Origin of the sequence: Polynucleobacter sp. JS-Polo-80-F4 (assembly GCF_018881965.1) — a bacterium.
In the GTDB taxonomy this organism is placed as follows: domain Bacteria; phylum Pseudomonadota; class Gammaproteobacteria; order Burkholderiales; family Burkholderiaceae; genus Polynucleobacter.
Window position 1 is genome coordinate 1115111 of record NZ_JACVPI010000001.1, and the last position, 16088, is coordinate 1131198.

At 41.6% G+C, this 16088-nt stretch carries 20 protein-coding genes; 17 read left to right on the forward strand and 3 right to left on the reverse strand.

The genetic code is table 11. The annotated features are described in order from the left end of the window. Positions 1 to 32 precede the first annotated feature (32 nt). From folE to ICN20_RS05715, 3 genes are all read left to right on the forward strand, one after another. Positions 33 to 806, forward strand: coding sequence for a GTP cyclohydrolase I (folE, locus tag ICN20_RS05705; protein ID WP_255534660.1), 774 nt, complete (start codon positions 33 to 35; stop codon positions 804 to 806). A gap of 425 nt (positions 807 to 1231) precedes the next feature. Next, positions 1232 to 1540 (forward strand): high-potential iron-sulfur protein, encoded by a 309-nt coding sequence (locus ICN20_RS05710; RefSeq protein ID WP_216238700.1) that lies wholly within the window; start codon positions 1232 to 1234, stop codon positions 1538 to 1540. A 192-nt stretch (positions 1541 to 1732) separates the two neighbouring features. Beyond that, positions 1733 to 2248: an HPP family protein gene (locus tag ICN20_RS05715; RefSeq protein ID WP_255534661.1), complete on the forward strand. Its 516-nt coding sequence runs from the start codon at positions 1733 to 1735 to the stop codon at positions 2246 to 2248. Positions 2249 to 2323: 75 nt separating this feature from the next. Here ICN20_RS05715 and ICN20_RS05720 read toward each other — a convergent pair whose 3' ends face one another. Beyond that, positions 2324 to 2470 (reverse strand): hypothetical protein, encoded by a 147-nt coding sequence (locus ICN20_RS05720; RefSeq protein WP_216238702.1) that lies wholly within the window; start codon positions 2468 to 2470, stop codon positions 2324 to 2326. Between the two features lie 161 nt (positions 2471 to 2631). Here ICN20_RS05720 and ICN20_RS05725 point away from each other — a divergent pair, with 161 nt between their 5' ends. The 9 genes from ICN20_RS05725 (at position 2632) to ICN20_RS05765 (ending at position 10111) form a co-directional block, all read left to right on the forward strand. Next, a complete protein-coding gene (locus tag ICN20_RS05725) occupies positions 2632 to 4116 on the forward strand; it encodes a mannose-1-phosphate guanylyltransferase/mannose-6-phosphate isomerase (protein ID WP_216238704.1) in 1485 nt (494 codons plus the stop codon). A gap of 65 nt (positions 4117 to 4181) precedes the next feature. Next, positions 4182 to 5312 (forward strand): GDP-mannose 4,6-dehydratase, encoded by a 1131-nt coding sequence (gene gmd, locus ICN20_RS05730; RefSeq protein WP_216238707.1) that lies wholly within the window; start codon positions 4182 to 4184, stop codon positions 5310 to 5312. A 15-nt stretch (positions 5313 to 5327) separates the two neighbouring features. Then, positions 5328 to 6302 carry a GDP-L-fucose synthase gene (locus ICN20_RS05735; protein WP_216238708.1) on the forward strand — a complete coding sequence of 325 codons (975 nt, stop codon included), beginning with the start codon at positions 5328 to 5330 and terminating at the stop codon, positions 6300 to 6302. 2 nt (positions 6303 to 6304) lie between these two features. Further along, positions 6305 to 6931 carry a hypothetical protein gene (locus ICN20_RS05740; protein ID WP_216238710.1) on the forward strand — a complete coding sequence of 209 codons (627 nt, stop codon included), beginning with the start codon at positions 6305 to 6307 and terminating at the stop codon, positions 6929 to 6931. After that, positions 6924 to 7556 carry an HAD family phosphatase gene (locus tag ICN20_RS05745; protein WP_216238712.1) on the forward strand — a complete coding sequence of 211 codons (633 nt, stop codon included), beginning with the start codon at positions 6924 to 6926 and terminating at the stop codon, positions 7554 to 7556. Before ICN20_RS05740 ends, ICN20_RS05745 begins: the two co-directional genes overlap by 8 nt. Continuing rightward, on the forward strand, positions 7553 to 8281 hold the full coding sequence (locus ICN20_RS05750; RefSeq protein WP_216238713.1) for a glycosyltransferase family 2 protein: 729 nt from the start codon (positions 7553 to 7555) through the stop codon (positions 8279 to 8281). The genes ICN20_RS05745 and ICN20_RS05750 overlap by 4 nt, the downstream gene beginning before the upstream one ends. Beyond that, the gene (locus tag ICN20_RS05755; RefSeq protein WP_216238714.1) at positions 8278 to 8607 is read left to right on the forward strand and encodes a hypothetical protein; all 330 of its coding nucleotides are present in this window, start codon (positions 8278 to 8280) and stop codon (positions 8605 to 8607) included. Before ICN20_RS05750 ends, ICN20_RS05755 begins: the two co-directional genes overlap by 4 nt. A gap of 5 nt (positions 8608 to 8612) precedes the next feature. Further along, entirely contained in the window at positions 8613 to 9332 is a 720-nt protein-coding gene (locus ICN20_RS05760; protein WP_370624558.1) for a glycosyltransferase family 2 protein, read from the forward strand. Between the two features lie 8 nt (positions 9333 to 9340). Next, positions 9341 to 10111: a hypothetical protein gene (locus ICN20_RS05765; RefSeq protein WP_216238716.1), complete on the forward strand. Its 771-nt coding sequence runs from the start codon at positions 9341 to 9343 to the stop codon at positions 10109 to 10111. A 5-nt stretch (positions 10112 to 10116) separates the two neighbouring features. Here ICN20_RS05765 and ICN20_RS05770 read toward each other — a convergent pair whose 3' ends face one another. Next, positions 10117 to 10824, reverse strand: a complete 708-nt coding sequence (locus ICN20_RS05770; protein WP_216238717.1) for a DUF268 domain-containing protein — start codon at positions 10822 to 10824, stop codon at positions 10117 to 10119. Between the two features lie 19 nt (positions 10825 to 10843). Continuing rightward, positions 10844 to 11755 (reverse strand): WavE lipopolysaccharide synthesis family protein, encoded by a 912-nt coding sequence (locus ICN20_RS05775; protein ID WP_216238718.1) that lies wholly within the window; start codon positions 11753 to 11755, stop codon positions 10844 to 10846. 185 nt (positions 11756 to 11940) lie between these two features. Here ICN20_RS05775 and ICN20_RS05780 point away from each other — a divergent pair, with 185 nt between their 5' ends. From ICN20_RS05780 to ICN20_RS05800, 5 genes are all read left to right on the forward strand, one after another. Then, positions 11941 to 13329, forward strand: coding sequence for an O-antigen ligase family protein (locus ICN20_RS05780; RefSeq protein WP_216238720.1), 1389 nt, complete (start codon positions 11941 to 11943; stop codon positions 13327 to 13329). Positions 13330 to 13465: 136 nt separating this feature from the next. Continuing rightward, positions 13466 to 14650 (forward strand): hypothetical protein, encoded by a 1185-nt coding sequence (locus ICN20_RS05785; protein WP_216238722.1) that lies wholly within the window; start codon positions 13466 to 13468, stop codon positions 14648 to 14650. 87 nt (positions 14651 to 14737) lie between these two features. Beyond that, positions 14738 to 15169 carry a bifunctional 2-polyprenyl-6-hydroxyphenol methylase/3-demethylubiquinol 3-O-methyltransferase UbiG gene (locus ICN20_RS05790; RefSeq protein ID WP_216238724.1) on the forward strand — a complete coding sequence of 144 codons (432 nt, stop codon included), beginning with the start codon at positions 14738 to 14740 and terminating at the stop codon, positions 15167 to 15169. Positions 15170 to 15282: 113 nt separating this feature from the next. After that, positions 15283 to 15489 (forward strand): hypothetical protein, encoded by a 207-nt coding sequence (locus ICN20_RS05795; protein ID WP_216238727.1) that lies wholly within the window; start codon positions 15283 to 15285, stop codon positions 15487 to 15489. Positions 15490 to 15501: 12 nt separating this feature from the next. Continuing rightward, a complete protein-coding gene (locus ICN20_RS05800) occupies positions 15502 to 16083 on the forward strand; it encodes a GNAT family N-acetyltransferase (protein ID WP_216238729.1) in 582 nt (193 codons plus the stop codon). Positions 16084 to 16088 lie beyond the last annotated feature (5 nt).

Genomic DNA, 16088 nt, shown 5'->3' on the forward strand with positions numbered 1-16088 from the left:
TAGAACTATTAAAACTGAGACAAATATTTTTTATGCCAGCTAAAAAACCAGTGGTAACAAAAAAGCCAGCGGCCAAGACAGCAGCCAAAAAGGTAGTGGCCATCAAAAAAGGATCTACAAAAGATGATTCTGGCTTGCCATTATCAGTAGTGATTCGCCGCCGCATTGAAGCCCAGAAGGCTCGCTTTCATGCAAATGACAATATCTCAGAATTTATTAAGCCAGGTGAGTTAGAAGGCTTGGTGGATGAAGTTGCGGAGAAGATGCAGGCTGTCTTAGAGAGTCTTGTTATAGACACAAAAAATGACCACAACACTCAAAATACGAGTCGTCGCGTAGCGAAGATGTACGTCCAGGAGGTTTTTAATGGGCGCTATGTAGAGCAGCCGACCTTAACGAAATTTCCGAATGTGAGTCGCTTAAACGAACTCATGATTATTGGGCCTATTACCGTTCGTAGCGCTTGTTCGCACCATTTATGCCCCATCATGGGCCGTATTTGGATCGGTGTATTGCCAAGCAAAGACTCTGCGTTGATTGGTCTCTCAAAATACTCCAGACTCACTGAGTGGGTCATGTGTCGTCCACAGATTCAGGAAGAAGCTGTGGTGGAGTTGGCAGATATGCTTGAGAAAAAGATTAAGCCGATTGGTGTGGCAGTAGTGATGGATGCCGATCACTTTTGTATGCAATGGCGTGGTGTTAAAGATCGCGACTCTAAGATGATCAATAGTGTGATGCGTGGCGCCTTCTTAAAAGACTCTAACTTGCGTAGAGAATTCTTGGCTCTGATTGACCGCAAGTAAGTTAGGGTACGCATTGAACACAAAGATATTTCGAATCAGATATAGGATTTCACTGCTTCTAATTTCGTTGAGTGTTGCCGCTTGCTCATCTTTTCCATCAGAAAATCAAGATCCTTCAAAAAATAACAAATTAAATTACAACAAGGATCTCAAAGAATGCAAAGAGGATTACCCTGAATCTGGTTCAGGCGTTCACATCCGCCAGTGGATTGGTTGCATGAAACTGAAGGGCTGGAATTAATCGGTGTTTCCAGTATGAAATTTGATGAGAACAATTCTCATCAATATTCCTATATAAATCATTGACTTAGGTGCTAGCTGGCGTACCTAAATCTTCTCCACTATGATCACACTTAGTTTTCAAAGTTGCGCATTATTACTTGATGCGCTTGCAAGTTAATTACTGATTTATTTTTGGAGAATCCATGAAAAATAGTCGTCGCCAATTTATGATTTTGTCTGCTGCTGGTGCCTGTACATTGGCATTGAACGGTAAAGTTCAAGCTCAAGCAATGGTTGCTGAAACTGATCCACAAGCTGCTGCATTGGGCTACAAGGCAGTTGCAACTGCTGTAGATAAAGCGAAGTTTCCTAAGTATGCTGCTGGTCAAGAGTGCGACAACTGCGCATTGTTCCAGGGTAAAGTTGGCGCAGCTGCTGGTGGTTGCTCATTGTTTGCTGGCAAGCAAGTTGCTGGTAAAGGCTGGTGCTCTGCTTACGCTAAGAAGGCGTAATTAGATATCAAGCAGTTGTAATAGATTGTTTTGATGCCCCAGTGTTTATGGGGCAATAAAAGCCACCCTAGGGTGGCTTTTATATTTTGATGACTAATTTATATTAGGCCGGGCTATCCTGATTGAGGCGTGTATCCTTTTCATAAAAGCCATCTTAGGAGATTTACTCTGAAAGCCCGTATCAAAAAGAATTTGCAGCGCTACGCTTTTTATTTTGGTGGCGACCAGCCGCCAGTAGCCATATTGGAGCGATTGCGCTCTGGTTTTGGGGCTTTCATTGGTCTTATGTTAGTACTCACTACCGCCAAGTACCTTGGGGAGCTGCGCGGCATTGATGAATGGCTTATGGCATCCCTAGGCGCTAGCGCTTTACTGGTTTTTGCCTTACCAGGCAGTCCAATGGCCCAGCCTTGGGCTGTGATCGCTGGCAACACCTTGTCCGCATTGGTTGGAATTTGTGTTGTCCATTTAGTGGATGAGCCTTTGATAGCTATGCCCTTAGCAGCTAGCCTATCTATTTTGGGAATGTTTTTTCTTCGCTGTTTGCATCCTCCAGCAGCCGCAGTGTCTTTGATCGTGGTGCTGGGGCATATTTTGCACTTCCGCTATGCTTTTTTCCCGGTAATGATCGACTCGATTCTGTTGGTGCTGGCTGGAGCGGCTTATAGCAATCTCACTGGTAAGCGCTATCCCAATAGGCCGAACTAAGATCGTAATGAGTCTGCTCCTAAGGAGCGAGGAGCAAAAAAAGGGGCAATAGCCTCTTTTTAAATCGCATAAGGGTTATTTGATGCGCCCGGCTGCAATAGAGGCCTTGCAGTCTTTAATTGCATAGTTTTGGTATTTGCCCGCATTTTCTTTGCGAATGGACTGGCCACACTCTGTTAATGAGTTACGAAGCTTAATCTTTGGAATATTCCCTGTTGTCATATTGACTCCTTATTAATAGTTTTAAATACCGGCGCGTAATAGCGTCTCCTATTGTGCGCCTGAACAATAAATAAATAATTGGCGGTTTGTAGCAAACTGCTTATAGCAAACTAAACCCTATAAAATGGGATTACTCAAATTTAAAGGCTTTCGATAGACAAATGGCTTTAGTTATCCCAGTCATTCTTTGTGGTGGGTCAGGCACTAGACTTTGGCCTTTATCGCGTTCTGGGTTCCCTAAGCAGTTTCTAGTTTTATCGGGTGACGGCTCTTCTCAGAGCTTATTTCAGCAAGCGGTAGAGCGAATCAATTCTGTAGGCAATAAGAGCAACGCCAAGATCAGATTAGGTGACACTCTGGTGGTCACTAACGAAGATCATCGATTTTTGGTTTTGGATCAATTGCGCGAACTGCAATCTATCAAAGCTAAATTGATACTTGAGCCAGTCGGTAAAAATACTGCACCTGCTTTGAGTATGGCGTCACTTTGTGCGCAGCAATTATCAAATGCTGAAGATCCCATCTTGATCATTACGCCTGCAGATCAAACCATTAAAAATCAAAAAGTTTTTACTAAAGCCCTGCAAGATTGTATTCAGTCTGTAGAAGCTACATCAAACTCAATTGCAATTTTGGGTATCACTCCAACTGCACCAGAAACTGGTTATGGATATATTCAACGCGCAAGTAGCAAAGACCAAAATAATGCTTATGAGGTAAAGCGTTTCGTGGAGAAGCCTGATAGCAAGACTGCTCAGGCTTATCTAGCTGAAGGCTCCTACCTCTGGAATAGCGGCATGTTCGTTTTGAAAGCAAGCACCTGGCTGGCAGCTTTAACAGAATTTAGACCTGACATTAGTCAGGCATCAAAAAAGGCTTGGCAGTCAAAATCGGATGATGCTTCTGATGGTGTAGGCTTTATTCGCCCCGGCAAAGAGGAATTTAAAGCCATTCCAAGCGAGTCAATTGACTATGCTGTGATTGAGAAATGTCCTCAATCGCAATTTCCCATCAAAATGGTTGAGCTTGATGCTGGCTGGAATGATCTAGGCGCATGGGATGCCGTCTGGCAAGTGGGGCAACAAGATAAAGATGGCAATGTGACTAGTGGCGATACTTTAATCACGAATTCTAAAAACTCATTAGTCTATGGCAGCAGTAGATTGGTCAGCGTTGTTGGGGTTGAAAATCTGGTGATTGTCGAGACAGCTGATGCGGTATTAATTGCTGATAGAAAAAATAGCCAAGATGTTAAAAATATTGTGACGCAGTTAGAGGCCCAGGGTAGAGAAGAGAAGAATCTACACCGCAAAGTGGCAAGACCCTGGGGCTGGTATGACAGTGTTGATGAAGGTGAGCGCTTTAAAGTAAAACGTATTCAGGTAAAGCCAGGAGCAAGCCTTTCATTGCAAATGCATCACCACAGAGCGGAGCATTGGATTGTGGTTAAGGGTGAGGCAGAAATTACCAACGGCAACCAAGTCATTACTCTGACTGAAAATCAGAGCACCTATATTCCTCAGGGACAAACCCATCGCTTAGCTAATCCTGGTAAAACACCCCTAGAGATTATTGAGGTTCAGTCGGGTAGCTATTTGGGCGAAGATGATATCGTTCGCTTTGAAGATACCTACGGGCGTAATTAAATTCTATTAGAAACTACAAGTAAAATTACGGTTTTAAGTTAAATAGCAAAAAAAGCGAGAAGAGCATGGGCGCATCAAAAAAAGTAGCCTTAATCACCGGCATTACCGGCCAAGATGGCTCTTATCTTGCAGAGCTTCTATTGGAAAAAGGCTACATCGTTCACGGCATTAAGCGTCGCGCCTCTTCTTTTAATACTGAGCGTATTGATCACCTCTATCAAGATCCGCATGTGAATCATCCAGATTTGATTTTGCATTACGGTGACTTAACCGATACCAGCAATCTGGTGCGGATCATTCAGGAGTGTCAACCTGATGAGATTTATAACTTGGGCGCACAGTCTCACGTTGCAGTTTCTTTTGAATCCCCTGAATACACGGCAGACGTTGATGCTATGGGTCCCTTGCGAATGTTAGAAGCTATTCGCATCTTAGGTCTTGAAAAGAAAACTCGCTTTTATCAGGCCTCTACTTCTGAGCTCTATGGTTTGGTACAAGAAATTCCGCAAAAAGAAACTACACCTTTCTATCCTAGAAGCCCATATGCAGTTGCCAAGATGTATGCCTACTGGATTACGGTGAACTATCGTGAAGCTTATGGAATTTATGCATGTAATGGCATTCTCTTCAATCATGAGTCCAAACGTCGTGGCGAAACTTTTGTTACACGTAAAGTGACTCGTGGCCTCGCCAATATTGCTCAAGGCCTTGAGCAATGTCTTTATATGGGTAACATTGACGCCCTGCGTGATTGGGGTCACGCTAAGGACTATGTACGCATGCAATGGTTGATGCTTCAACAAGATAAGCCAGAAGATTTTGTAATTGCTACTGGCGTGCAGTTTACCGTTCGTGAATTTATTACTCGCAGTGCCAAGCAGCTAGGCATCATCCTGAAGTTTGAGGGTAAGGAAGAAAATGAAAAGGCAATTGTTGCAGCGATCGAAGGTGATAAGGCCCCGGCTCTTAAAGTGGGTGATGTTATCGTCCAAATCGATCCACGCTACTATCGTCCCACGGAGGTAGAGACTCTCTTGGGTGACCCAAGCAAAGCAAAAGCGAAATTAGGTTGGGTTCCAGAAATTACTCTCGATGAAATGATCGTGGAGATGGTGGTCAATGATCTTGAGCAAGCTAAGCAACATGCCCTACTGAGTAAGCATGGTTACTCGGTTGCAGTTGGTAAAGAGAATTAAAGAGAAGATTAATACATGCCTTCAGATTTAAACCAAAAGATTTATGTAGCTGGGCATCGCGGTATGGTCGGTTCAGCAATTGTGCGTAATCTGCAAGCTAAGGGCTATACCAATATAGTCACCAGAACTCATGCTGAACTTGATCTAACGAATCAAGCTGCCGTAAAAGCCTTTTTTGAACAAGGGAAGCTTGATCAAGTGTATTTGGCAGCTGCTAGGGTGGGAGGTATTCATGCGAACAATACCTTTCCCGCAGAATTTATTTATCAAAACCTCATGATGGAGGCAAATGTCATCCATCAGGCTTTTAGCAGTGGCGTAAAAAAATTATTGTTTTTAGGATCAAGCTGCATCTATCCTAAGTTGGCTCCTCAGCCGATGAGTGAGGACGCTTTGCTAATGGGTAAGTTGGAACCTACTAATGAGCCTTATGCGATTGCCAAAATTGCTGGCATCAAGATGTGCGAGAGTTTTAACCGTCAATATGGTCAAAGCCATGGGGTGGACTACCGCTCGGTTATGCCAACCAATCTATATGGCCCCGGTGATAATTACCACCTAGAAAATAGTCATGTGATTCCGGCTCTAATCAGGCGTTTTCATGAGGCGAAAGTAACCAATAGTTCTGAAGTGATCATTTGGGGAACGGGTACTCCTAAGCGTGAGTTCCTCTATGTAGATGATATGGCAGCTGCCTCTGTCTTCGTGATGAACATAGATAAGTCTACTTATGACCAACATACTGAGCCAATGCAAAGTCATATTAATGTGGGATTTGGTAGCGATGTGACGATTTCAGAATTAGCAAATGCAGTGGGTCAAGCGGTGGGATACCAGGGAAAGATTGGTTTTGATGCAACCAAACCTGATGGTGCACCACGCAAATGGATGGACTCTTCCAAGTTAAACCAACTGGGATGGACGCCTGAGATTCATTTACCTTTGGGGCTTATAAAAGCATACGATTCATTTTTAATGATGCAGCGCTAACGATGAAAATCATTGCTCATCGGGGTATGTGGCTTAAGCCTGAGGAAAAAAATACAATGCCAGCCTTTGAGAGGGCGTTACAAAATGGCTTTGGAATTGAGACTGACTTTAGGGATTTTAATGGTGAGCTAGTAATCAGTCACGATCCGGCGGGTCCCAGATCAATTAAAGCAAAATCTTTTTTTGATTTATGTAGCCATTACCACAGCGTTGATCCGCACGCAATTAACATTAAATCAGATGGATTACAAAAGCTATTAAATCCATACTTGGTTAAGTGGTCTACACAGGATTACTTTGTATTTGATATGTCAGTCCCCGATTCCTTGGGATATATTAAATCAAAGATAAATACGTTCACTAGGGTGAGTGAATACGAGAGCTATCAGGATTTTGATAACCATGCGACTGGTATCTGGTTAGATGCATTTAAAAGTGAGTGGTACTCTGAGCAGGTTATTAGAGACTTTTCTTTTCTTGGTAAGAGAATCGCAATTGTGTCCCCAGAGCTGCATGGACGTGAACACAAGGCTTTGTGGAGCATGCTTAAATCTTTATCCACATCAGGTATTAATATGATGCTTTGTACTGATCTGCCGCTAGAAGCGAAGAGATATTTCTATGACTAAAATTAAGTGCATCATTTTCGATATGGATGGCGTCTTAATAGATGCTACGGATTGGCACTATGAGGCACTGAATAAAGCGCTAGCTATTTTTGGGTTTCAAATTTCAAGGCATGATCACTTGGTAACTTACGACGGTTTGCCTACGAAGAAAAAACTAGAAATTCTCAGCTCGCATTCGCAATTGCCAAAGCAATTGCATAGTTTTATTAATGACCTGAAGCAAGTCTTTACAATGGATATTACGATGACAAAATGTGCCCCTACATTTTGTCATGAGTATGCTATTTCAAGGTTAAAGAGGGATGCGTATCGGATGGCGGTTTGCTCAAACTCGATTCGAGATACCATTACCTCGATGCTATCTAAAGCAGCCTTAATTGATTACTTTGATTTTTATTTATCAAATCAAGATGTAGGTAAATCCAAACCCGACCCTGAAATCTATTTAAAAGCAATCGAACGTTTTGGGGTTCTTCCAAGTGAATGTTTGGTCTTGGAAGATAACGAAAATGGTATTCGAGCTGCTACTGATGCTGGAGCTCATGTGATGCAGATTGATCAAGTAACCGATGTGAATTACGCCAATATTGTGGAATATATTCAAAAGATTGAGGCAGCCTCATGATCAATGTACTCATTCCACTCAGCGGTGGCTCCAAGTTCTTTGATGCTGAAGAGTATTTCTATCCAAAAATGCTGATTGAAATCATGGGTAAGCCCATGATTCAGCATGCTATTGAAAATCTTCAGGCAATGCAGCAAGATTTGCAGTTCATTTTTGTTGTTAAAAAAAGTGACTGTATCAAATTTCATTTAGACGACACTCTACGTCTTTTGACCGATGGGAAGTGCAGGATTATTGTTCTTGATGAAGAGACTAAGGGTGCCGCCTGTAGTGCGCTTATGGCAGTAGATGCAATCAATAACGAACACCCTTTAGTGATCGCCAACTTTGATCAAGTGATTGATTGCAGTCTTTCTGAGTTATATGATCAATTTCATGGTTCGGGAAGTGATGCAGGGTGCTTAGTTTTTAGTACCACTCATCCACGATGGTCATTTGTCTTGCTAGGCGAGAATGACTATGTTCTAGAGACTGCAGAAAAGAGGCCTTTGAGCCGAAATGCGATTGCCGGCTTTTATTACTACAAGCAAGGCAAAGATTTTGTTGGAGCCGCCAAGTCTATGATTTTGAAATCTTGTTCTAATGCGGATATTTTCTATATCTCCACAACTTTTAATGAATTGATTCTACAAAACAAGAGCATCAAGGCTTTACGCATCCCAAACGATAGATATCATAGCTTCTATACACCTCAAAAAATTGAAGAGTACGAGAAGGGTTTATGAAAAAGTATCAACTAAATGATATGACTAAGGGGTGGTTTGTAGGTGACTTCTCCCCAACTATTATTAAAACTCAAGAGGTTGAGGTGGGTGTTAAGCAGTATCGCAAGAACGAATATGAAGAAACGCACCACCATAAAATTGCCACTGAAATTACGGTAATTGTCTCTGGAAAAGTTCGTATGAATGGAGAGCTTTATGGTGTCGGCGATATCATCGTCATTGAGCCAGGAGAGGCTACTGACTTTGAAGTTTTGGAAGATGCCACTACGGTGGTTGTGAAATATCCCGGTGCACAAAATGATAAATATATGGGTGAAGCAAGTTGAATATTGTGATTCCAATGGCAGGACTAGGTTCTCGCTTTGCTAGCGCTGGATATAAGGTGCCAAAGCCACTTATTGACGTTGCTGGCAAGCCAATGATTGTTCATGTGATGGAGAATTTGTATCAACCTGGGGCTAAATTTACACTGCTTGCTCGAAAAGAACATATTGAAAGCAATTTAGAGTTAGTCACCCAGATACAATTACAATTTAATGCTGTATTTGTTCCCATCGACATGCTAACCGAAGGAACAGCCTGCACTGTTCTATTTGCTAGGTCATATCTCGCTCCTGGCGAGGAAGTGGTGATTGCCAACTCAGACCAAATTATTGATGAGTGCTTTACTCAGTTTTTGGCGGATGCTAAGGTAAGGGATCTTGATGGGTCTATTTTGACTTTTATTGATGCAGAATTAAACCCTAAATGGTCTTTTGCAAAAATTGACGCTGAGGGTTTGGTTATTGAAGTGCAAGAAAAAAAAGCGATCTCAGAATTTGCCACTGTGGGTATTTATTACTTCAAGCGCGCTGATGAGCTAGTTGATGGCATTATTCAGATGATCATTGAGAACGATCGCGTTAATAATGAATTCTATACATGCCCCATCTACAACTATCTTATTCGTCTGGGCAAAAAGGTAGGAATTTTTAACATAGAACAATCCCAAATGCATGGAATTGGCACTCCAGAAGACTTAAACACCTATCTAAAGTTAATTCAGAAGTAATATCCCCTATGGGCGCTGTTTCATCCTTCCTTAAGCCGCTTAAAGAATATATTAAATATCGTCTACGGTGGCGATATCTATGGAAAGAATGGTTCTTGGGGCGGCATGCTTGTCTTGGTTATGATGTTCTTAAGCATTTTGATAATTTACCTACAGAGGTTAACTTTCAAAAAGGCCGGGTAGATCTCTTATTGAGTTATTGGGGTGATAGATCACTTTTGCCAAAAAGTAGCCTTATAGCTAGATTTATGGCAAGAAAAGATGTGTTGCCACTCATTCGTCAGCTTGAATTTTTTGACTGCCTACCTAGGCGTGCCCCAAAATTTATCTTTATGGATTCTTTTGCCGAGCTAACAGATCAACTATTTTTCAATAAGTTAGATAAATGGCAATTTTGTTGTGGGTATAGTGATCTGGCACATTCTGAAGTGTTTTCTGAGCAATATGAATGTTCGGGGCATATGCCATCTGGAAGGTTGAAGTCCGCATACACTTCCTTATTTGACTTATTTGAACGTCGCTGGGGTAAAGTACCAATTTATTTTTTGCACTTTCCAATTGCATTGGAAACCCGGCCAATCTATATTGAGCGCTATCATGCGATAGCCCTGGCAATTCAAGAAATTTCCAAGACCAGATCTAATGTATTCTCAGTCGAAGTTGATGGTTCTAAGGTGCACTGGCCAAGTGATGCACCTGAAAATATTAGATCGTTTCCTTATCACTATGAAGGGAAAACCTATCTCATGTTTAAGGAAAATATTGGAAGAATTCTTTAGGCACTTTATTTTTTAAAACAAAAGCAGCCACAGCCATAGATTTGTCCAATAGCATCCTGAGGGCTAGAACTCTCAATATATTGCCCAGCATCATTAATATAAGAAAAATTGACCAGTTGCAGGCCGGCAAAGTAATTCAAAATTTGCTCATATGTATAAATCCGATGAGCATTGTATTGAATAATCGATTTTTCGCCCAAAGGCACAGCAAATAATAGATGCCCATCAATCGCTAGTACGCGCTTCAATTCTTCAATGGCTTTTAGATCACCTTCAGGATCAAAGAGATCACCATAGCGCTCCAGTCCTATATGCTCAATGACGTGCATGCATGATAGTGATTCAACGGAGTTATTTTCGAAAGGCAGGTTCATTAGGTCTGCCTGGCTAGACTGAAGTCCAGATAGATTTAGCTGGGCTGGACGGTAGTCATAAAAGTGGATGGGAATAAACGCTGATACAAGCGAAACAAATCTAAGGCATGATGAAATATCTATGTGAAGACTCGGTTTATTTTTAGCCAATATGCGGGCCGCCCAAGCAGTATGAAAAAGATAGTGCGAGTCAAAACCCGTGTTTGATGTTGCGTCATTAAGGCAGGGGTATCGATCATTCCACTCCATTGAAAATCGACTATTTTCTAAGGAATTCCGTTTAATTCTAAAATTCTTAGCAAACTTTGCTTTTCTGAAATATTTCTTTAAAAGACCCATCTAAATCTACCTTCTTAAATTAGAGTGATACATTAGAAAATGAATCGAGCCAAATTTTTTCCTGGCATTTAAGTTCATTTTGAATTTTATAGTTTGAAATTTTTTTCTTCAGCTTTGAGAGTGGCCCGCTCGATTGATACCCGCAAGGATAAATACGAGCATTATGTTGTTGCCAATTTTTCTCGGTCCACCATGGATGCTCCCATGCCTGTCCGATGCTCCTGAATCCTGATTGAGGGCCAAACCACAGAATCCCAAGGCGGCGATGATCTATCAGCCTAAAGTAGTTTTCTGCCACCAGCTTATGACGTAGAGCTTGATTACATGTCTCAACTAACTTCGATCTATAAAGTGCATATAGCTCTGCTTCAGCACAATATAGGTCTGCTAGTGCCGGTGAGTTTAAATATTGAGGGTTAAGTATGCCGGCGTCATATGCTGACATATTGAAGTTTTGAGTGTAATCAAAATCATCATCACCCCACAGTTTTTCCATCTCTTCCATGTGTCCAAATGAGAATAGATCTGGCATGGTTGAAAAAGTATCGGGGGTGATTGAGATATTTCGAAATGCTGGAACAACAATCCTGGATTTAGTCCCCTTAGGTGAAGAGAATTGAGCCCAATCCAATAATTGCGCAATACTTATCTGGGTCGGCAGCATATCTGTACGCCACTTGAGAACATAGTCGCATCCGGCAGCTTTTGCTGCCTCTAGACCTCTTGCTGTGGAGAAGCGCTGATAATTTCGGTTGGTAAAGCCTGGAGCCGCTGGCTTTGGGCTTCTAATGAGATCAAAATTACCTTTTGGAGTTTCCTGACCGTCATCCCATGTGGATAAGACTGTATAGTCAAAGAGCTGTGGGAGCAAATCAAGAATAAGGCTACTGCCTCTGCGAATGTCGCCCTGAATGATGCAGCCAACTTTCATTGCTAACCCATTCTCCTTACTTAATCGAAATATTCTAACATTTGCCCCATTGTGGCCATTAAGCGCATAGTCCAATTGAGCTTAAAAAAAAGGGGGTGTGGCTAGCTTCCAGTATCAAGGAGTTTAAGATCGAAAATTTAGACTATTGCGTATTAAAATAAGCTCAATAAACAAAAGCAAAGAATATGTTCAAAAATCCCAGGCTGGCGCTAATAAATTGCTTAGGATTATCTATTGCCATTTTATGTGCTGTGTTACTAGCAATTTGGGCAATGCAGCACACTATTGCATTGCGAAATATCCTTTTGAGTCTAGGGTGCCTACTATCAATTGCCTATATTTACCTGACGCACAGAATCGCACCACTTTCAATTGAGTGGCGCAATATCACCCCACTATTTTTTATCGGCTGCCTCTTTATCTGGGTTCTGATACATTATTTTTTATTTTCTCAAGATGAGCAATTACAGCTAAAAGAGCTTAAGTCTATTTGGTTTAGGGGTTTGGAGGCGTCGCTTTTGGGATGGGCATGCGGCTTAGTGATTGCTCAAAAGCCTTCTAGAATTAACTTGCTAGGTTATGGACTTATTGGAGGTTTTGTAATCCTTTATTTTCAATACCTCCCAAGGGTATGGGCTAGTCACCAATTATTTCACCCCGATTATTTAAATTATGTTTTTTATGGAAAAATTAATGGGGTGCTAATTGGTACCCTTTTAATTGCGGGTGCAGGTGGCCGACTGATCGATCTTCTATCTAGTGGGTCTGGCAGCCAAAGGGGGGGTGCCATAAATGTAGCACTGACTATATTTGCTATTGCACTCCCTTTATATGCCTACGTCTATATATTTGACGCTAAAAATGGTATTGGTTTGGCAATTATTCTCGCTATTGCTTGGGGATTATGGGGGGTAAAACGATTTTTGGGGTCTAAATCCCACGAAGAAACTTGGAAGAGTAAATTAATTTTGATTGCTGCGATTCTGCTGCTTTTGGTTCTGATTGCAGGATTTGGAAGGCTTCAACTTAAGCAAAATCCAAGTTGGCAATACCTTATGGAGGATGTTCGGGAAAGCGTTCAGATTGATAAATATCCTCAATGGAAAAGCCCCTCCACCTTAGGTTATCCAACCCTTCCGTCTGGAAGAGTTATCACCCCAAATGTGTTTGAAAGGGTTTCTTGGGCAACGGCTGGGCTGATATTGATTCCCTCCAATCCTTGGGGTAATGGCATCCTCCAGTATCCACTTGAACGCACGCTAACCAAGGCGTATCCAAATCTTCCACCAAATTCATTGCCGAGATCAACTCACAGTGGATGGATAGATATTGCCTTGTCATTTGGTTTTCCTGCTCTGATATGCATTTGGGGGGCTTTAGCATCTATTTTGTACGGGTCAATAAGATGTTTGACGTCCACTAGAGGGGTGCTAATTAGTCTGGTAATGGCAATTATTTGCCTATATACGTTTGGGGAGCTAAGCAATCATCATGCAGTGGAGATACTGCTTTTTACCATGGCATTACTTGCAGCCCTAAATCTTCGTCCAAAACCGTATATTAGAGGCAATTAGCAGAAATAAGCAATTCAACGCAGTTATAATTAGTAATAAATTCTAGATAAGCTTTAATTGAGGGTAATACTTATAGCTTCTAGTTGTTACTACTAAATTCAAACAACTTTCATTTCAGTATAAATTGAGTAATCAGATGATGCCTGACGGCTTAAATCAAGGTGCCGAGGAAATTTCTCTTCGAGATATTGTCAACTTCCTGATCGAATCTTGGAAAAAGCTGGCTATTGCAGCCATGATTGGGGCGTTATTGGGCCTGGGTGGCTGGTTACTATTGGGCAGCTATTCTGCCGAATACATCCTCCTCAATAACACCAGTACCAACACCAACACCAGCACCAACACATACGGACTCGATCTATTATCCTGGAAGGCAATTCAAAAAAGCCTGCCTAATTTAGCTGCTCAAATATTGGAGGAGGGCAAGGTACCCGAGGGTCAGACTGACCTATACCGAGATTTTTCTAGTGATCAATGGTGGCAGAAAAATGCAATACCGACTTATGCTCTTTCGAAGGCCGACACCAAGGACCTAGCGGGTATAAGCAAAGAATTTGATGGTGCTAGCACGACGATCTTGAGTGTTGCTGTTAGCGCTAAAGGCTCCAGCAAAGGGGGTGCAATAGATGCTGTCAGAGTGGCCGCCCAGTTCTTGCGATCTGGAGGAGCTTACCTACAGTTACGCGGTATGCTAAATTCTTATGAGGGCGAGGTCATTAGTGCTGCAGGAGAAATTCAAAGAAAAATCACGGGCACTCAAATTGAGATGGGTTATCAACAGAAACGAGCGAAATCTTTAGAAGAGTTATATAAGCGATACCCTAGTAGCTCTTCGACCAGTCAGCAAGTGATTGATCCTAAAGAATCTGGCGCCAAGTACCTTTCAATTACCACACAAATTATTGCGGCTAATAATGATATCAACCAGTCCAAGGAGACATTAAGTAGGATGGATGATCGCTTGGGTCAGCTCGCTTTAACCAAATTATTTCTTGATGAAGCGCTTCCTAAAATAGAAACCACCTTTGACGGCTTAGTTTTGGATAAGGAGCTTCTTGCAATTGAGGCAAAGCTACGTGACAAGATTGGTAAAGATGATCCCAAACAAAAAGAAATCTTAGATCAAATCCGCTCGCAAATTTTAATGATTCAAGCTCGGTTTACTAAGGGATTGGAGGCAAATACCGCCCCCACGAGTAGTAGTAAGAGTGGCATGATCAAAAGCTCCTTGGGCGGATTAGCTGGCGGATTTTTCTTGGTGCTTTTATTGCTCTTAGGTCAACGCCTTTGGTCTAGAGTCAAAAGTAGCAATGCTATTTGATAATTAAGGTGCATTTGAACTAACTAGAGCGGATATTATCGGGCTTGAGTAGATTAAGAATTAACTTTTTTAAAGTGAAATTTCCAAATGGAAAATAAAATAAGTAAAAAGATTGAACAGTTTGCTGCGAACATTTATCTTGAGGATAAGACCGGTGAAAATTTCATAGAAAACATTATTCATGCTGAGAACCTACCTCGGCTACTGAGTAGGGTAAAAGAACATAAAATCGACGAACCGGTTTTGGAGATGGGTTTTGGTGAGGGCACAATTACCGAGCCCTTGGTTAAGGCTGGCTATAAAGTTGAAATTATAGAGGGCTCCTCCAAATTATGTGAGGATGCCGTTAAGCGTTTTGACACAAAGCTTGCTGCCGTTCATTGCTCATATTTCGAAAATTTCTCCCCTGTTAATTTATATGAAACAGTGTTGGCTTTGCATGTTCTCGAACATGTTGATAATCTAGATGAGGTCTGTAAGTGTATCTTTAGTTGGCTTAAGCCAGGCGCATTTGCATAGCCGTTGTCCCTAACGCAGAGTCTTTGCATCGGCAATTATCTGTGATGATGGGGATCCAGGAAAAGCTAGACACGCTTTCTGGGCGAGATTTAATCGTTGGGCATCAAAGGGTCTTGACCCTTAACCAATTGACAGCTTATTTTCGGAATGCAGGTTTTGAGATTAAAGACGAGTTTGGATATTTTTTAAAGACCGTTCCTAATAGCATGATGACTGAATGGTCTCCTGAGTTGATTAAAGCCTTAACTAATATTTCTAATGTGTTGCCCCCAAATTTAATGGCAAATATTGGAGTAGTGGTAAGGCGCCCTGAAATCTAAATAGGAATGATCATGGGCGATATTGGCGAAAAAAAACTAAGTAACGAAGAAGGTAGATGGATTAATCTACGTTTAATCAAAGAATCTGATGCTTCGATTACGTTAAAATGGCGCCTGAAGGATAGGGCTAGATTTTTAAATTCTGGCTCATCCACTGAGAAAGAGCAAGCAGATTGGATTAAATCTAGACCTTCAACTGAGTTTAATTACATTATTGAGCTTAAGACTGGCGCACCTGTTGGCATGCTTTCGTTAATTGATGTTGATACTAAAAATCTTCATGCTCAGACGGCACGTTTTTTAATTGGCGAGGAAGATTTAGTTAAGGGAATTCCTGTCGCTGTTGAGGCCATGAAGCTTTTATATCAGGTCGCTTTTGATAGGCTCAAATTAAAGCGCTTATACGGAACAGTCGCTTCTAAAAATAAGTTAATGATTAAGTGGCAAAAATATCTAGGCATGAAAGAAGAGGGTGTTCTTCGTCAACATTATTTCATTAATAATGAATGGCAGGATGCCATAGCTCTAGGCCTCCTTGATGGTGAATACTTCGAGGAAGCTTTACCCAAAATGAACAGATTGATTAACGCATAAAAATA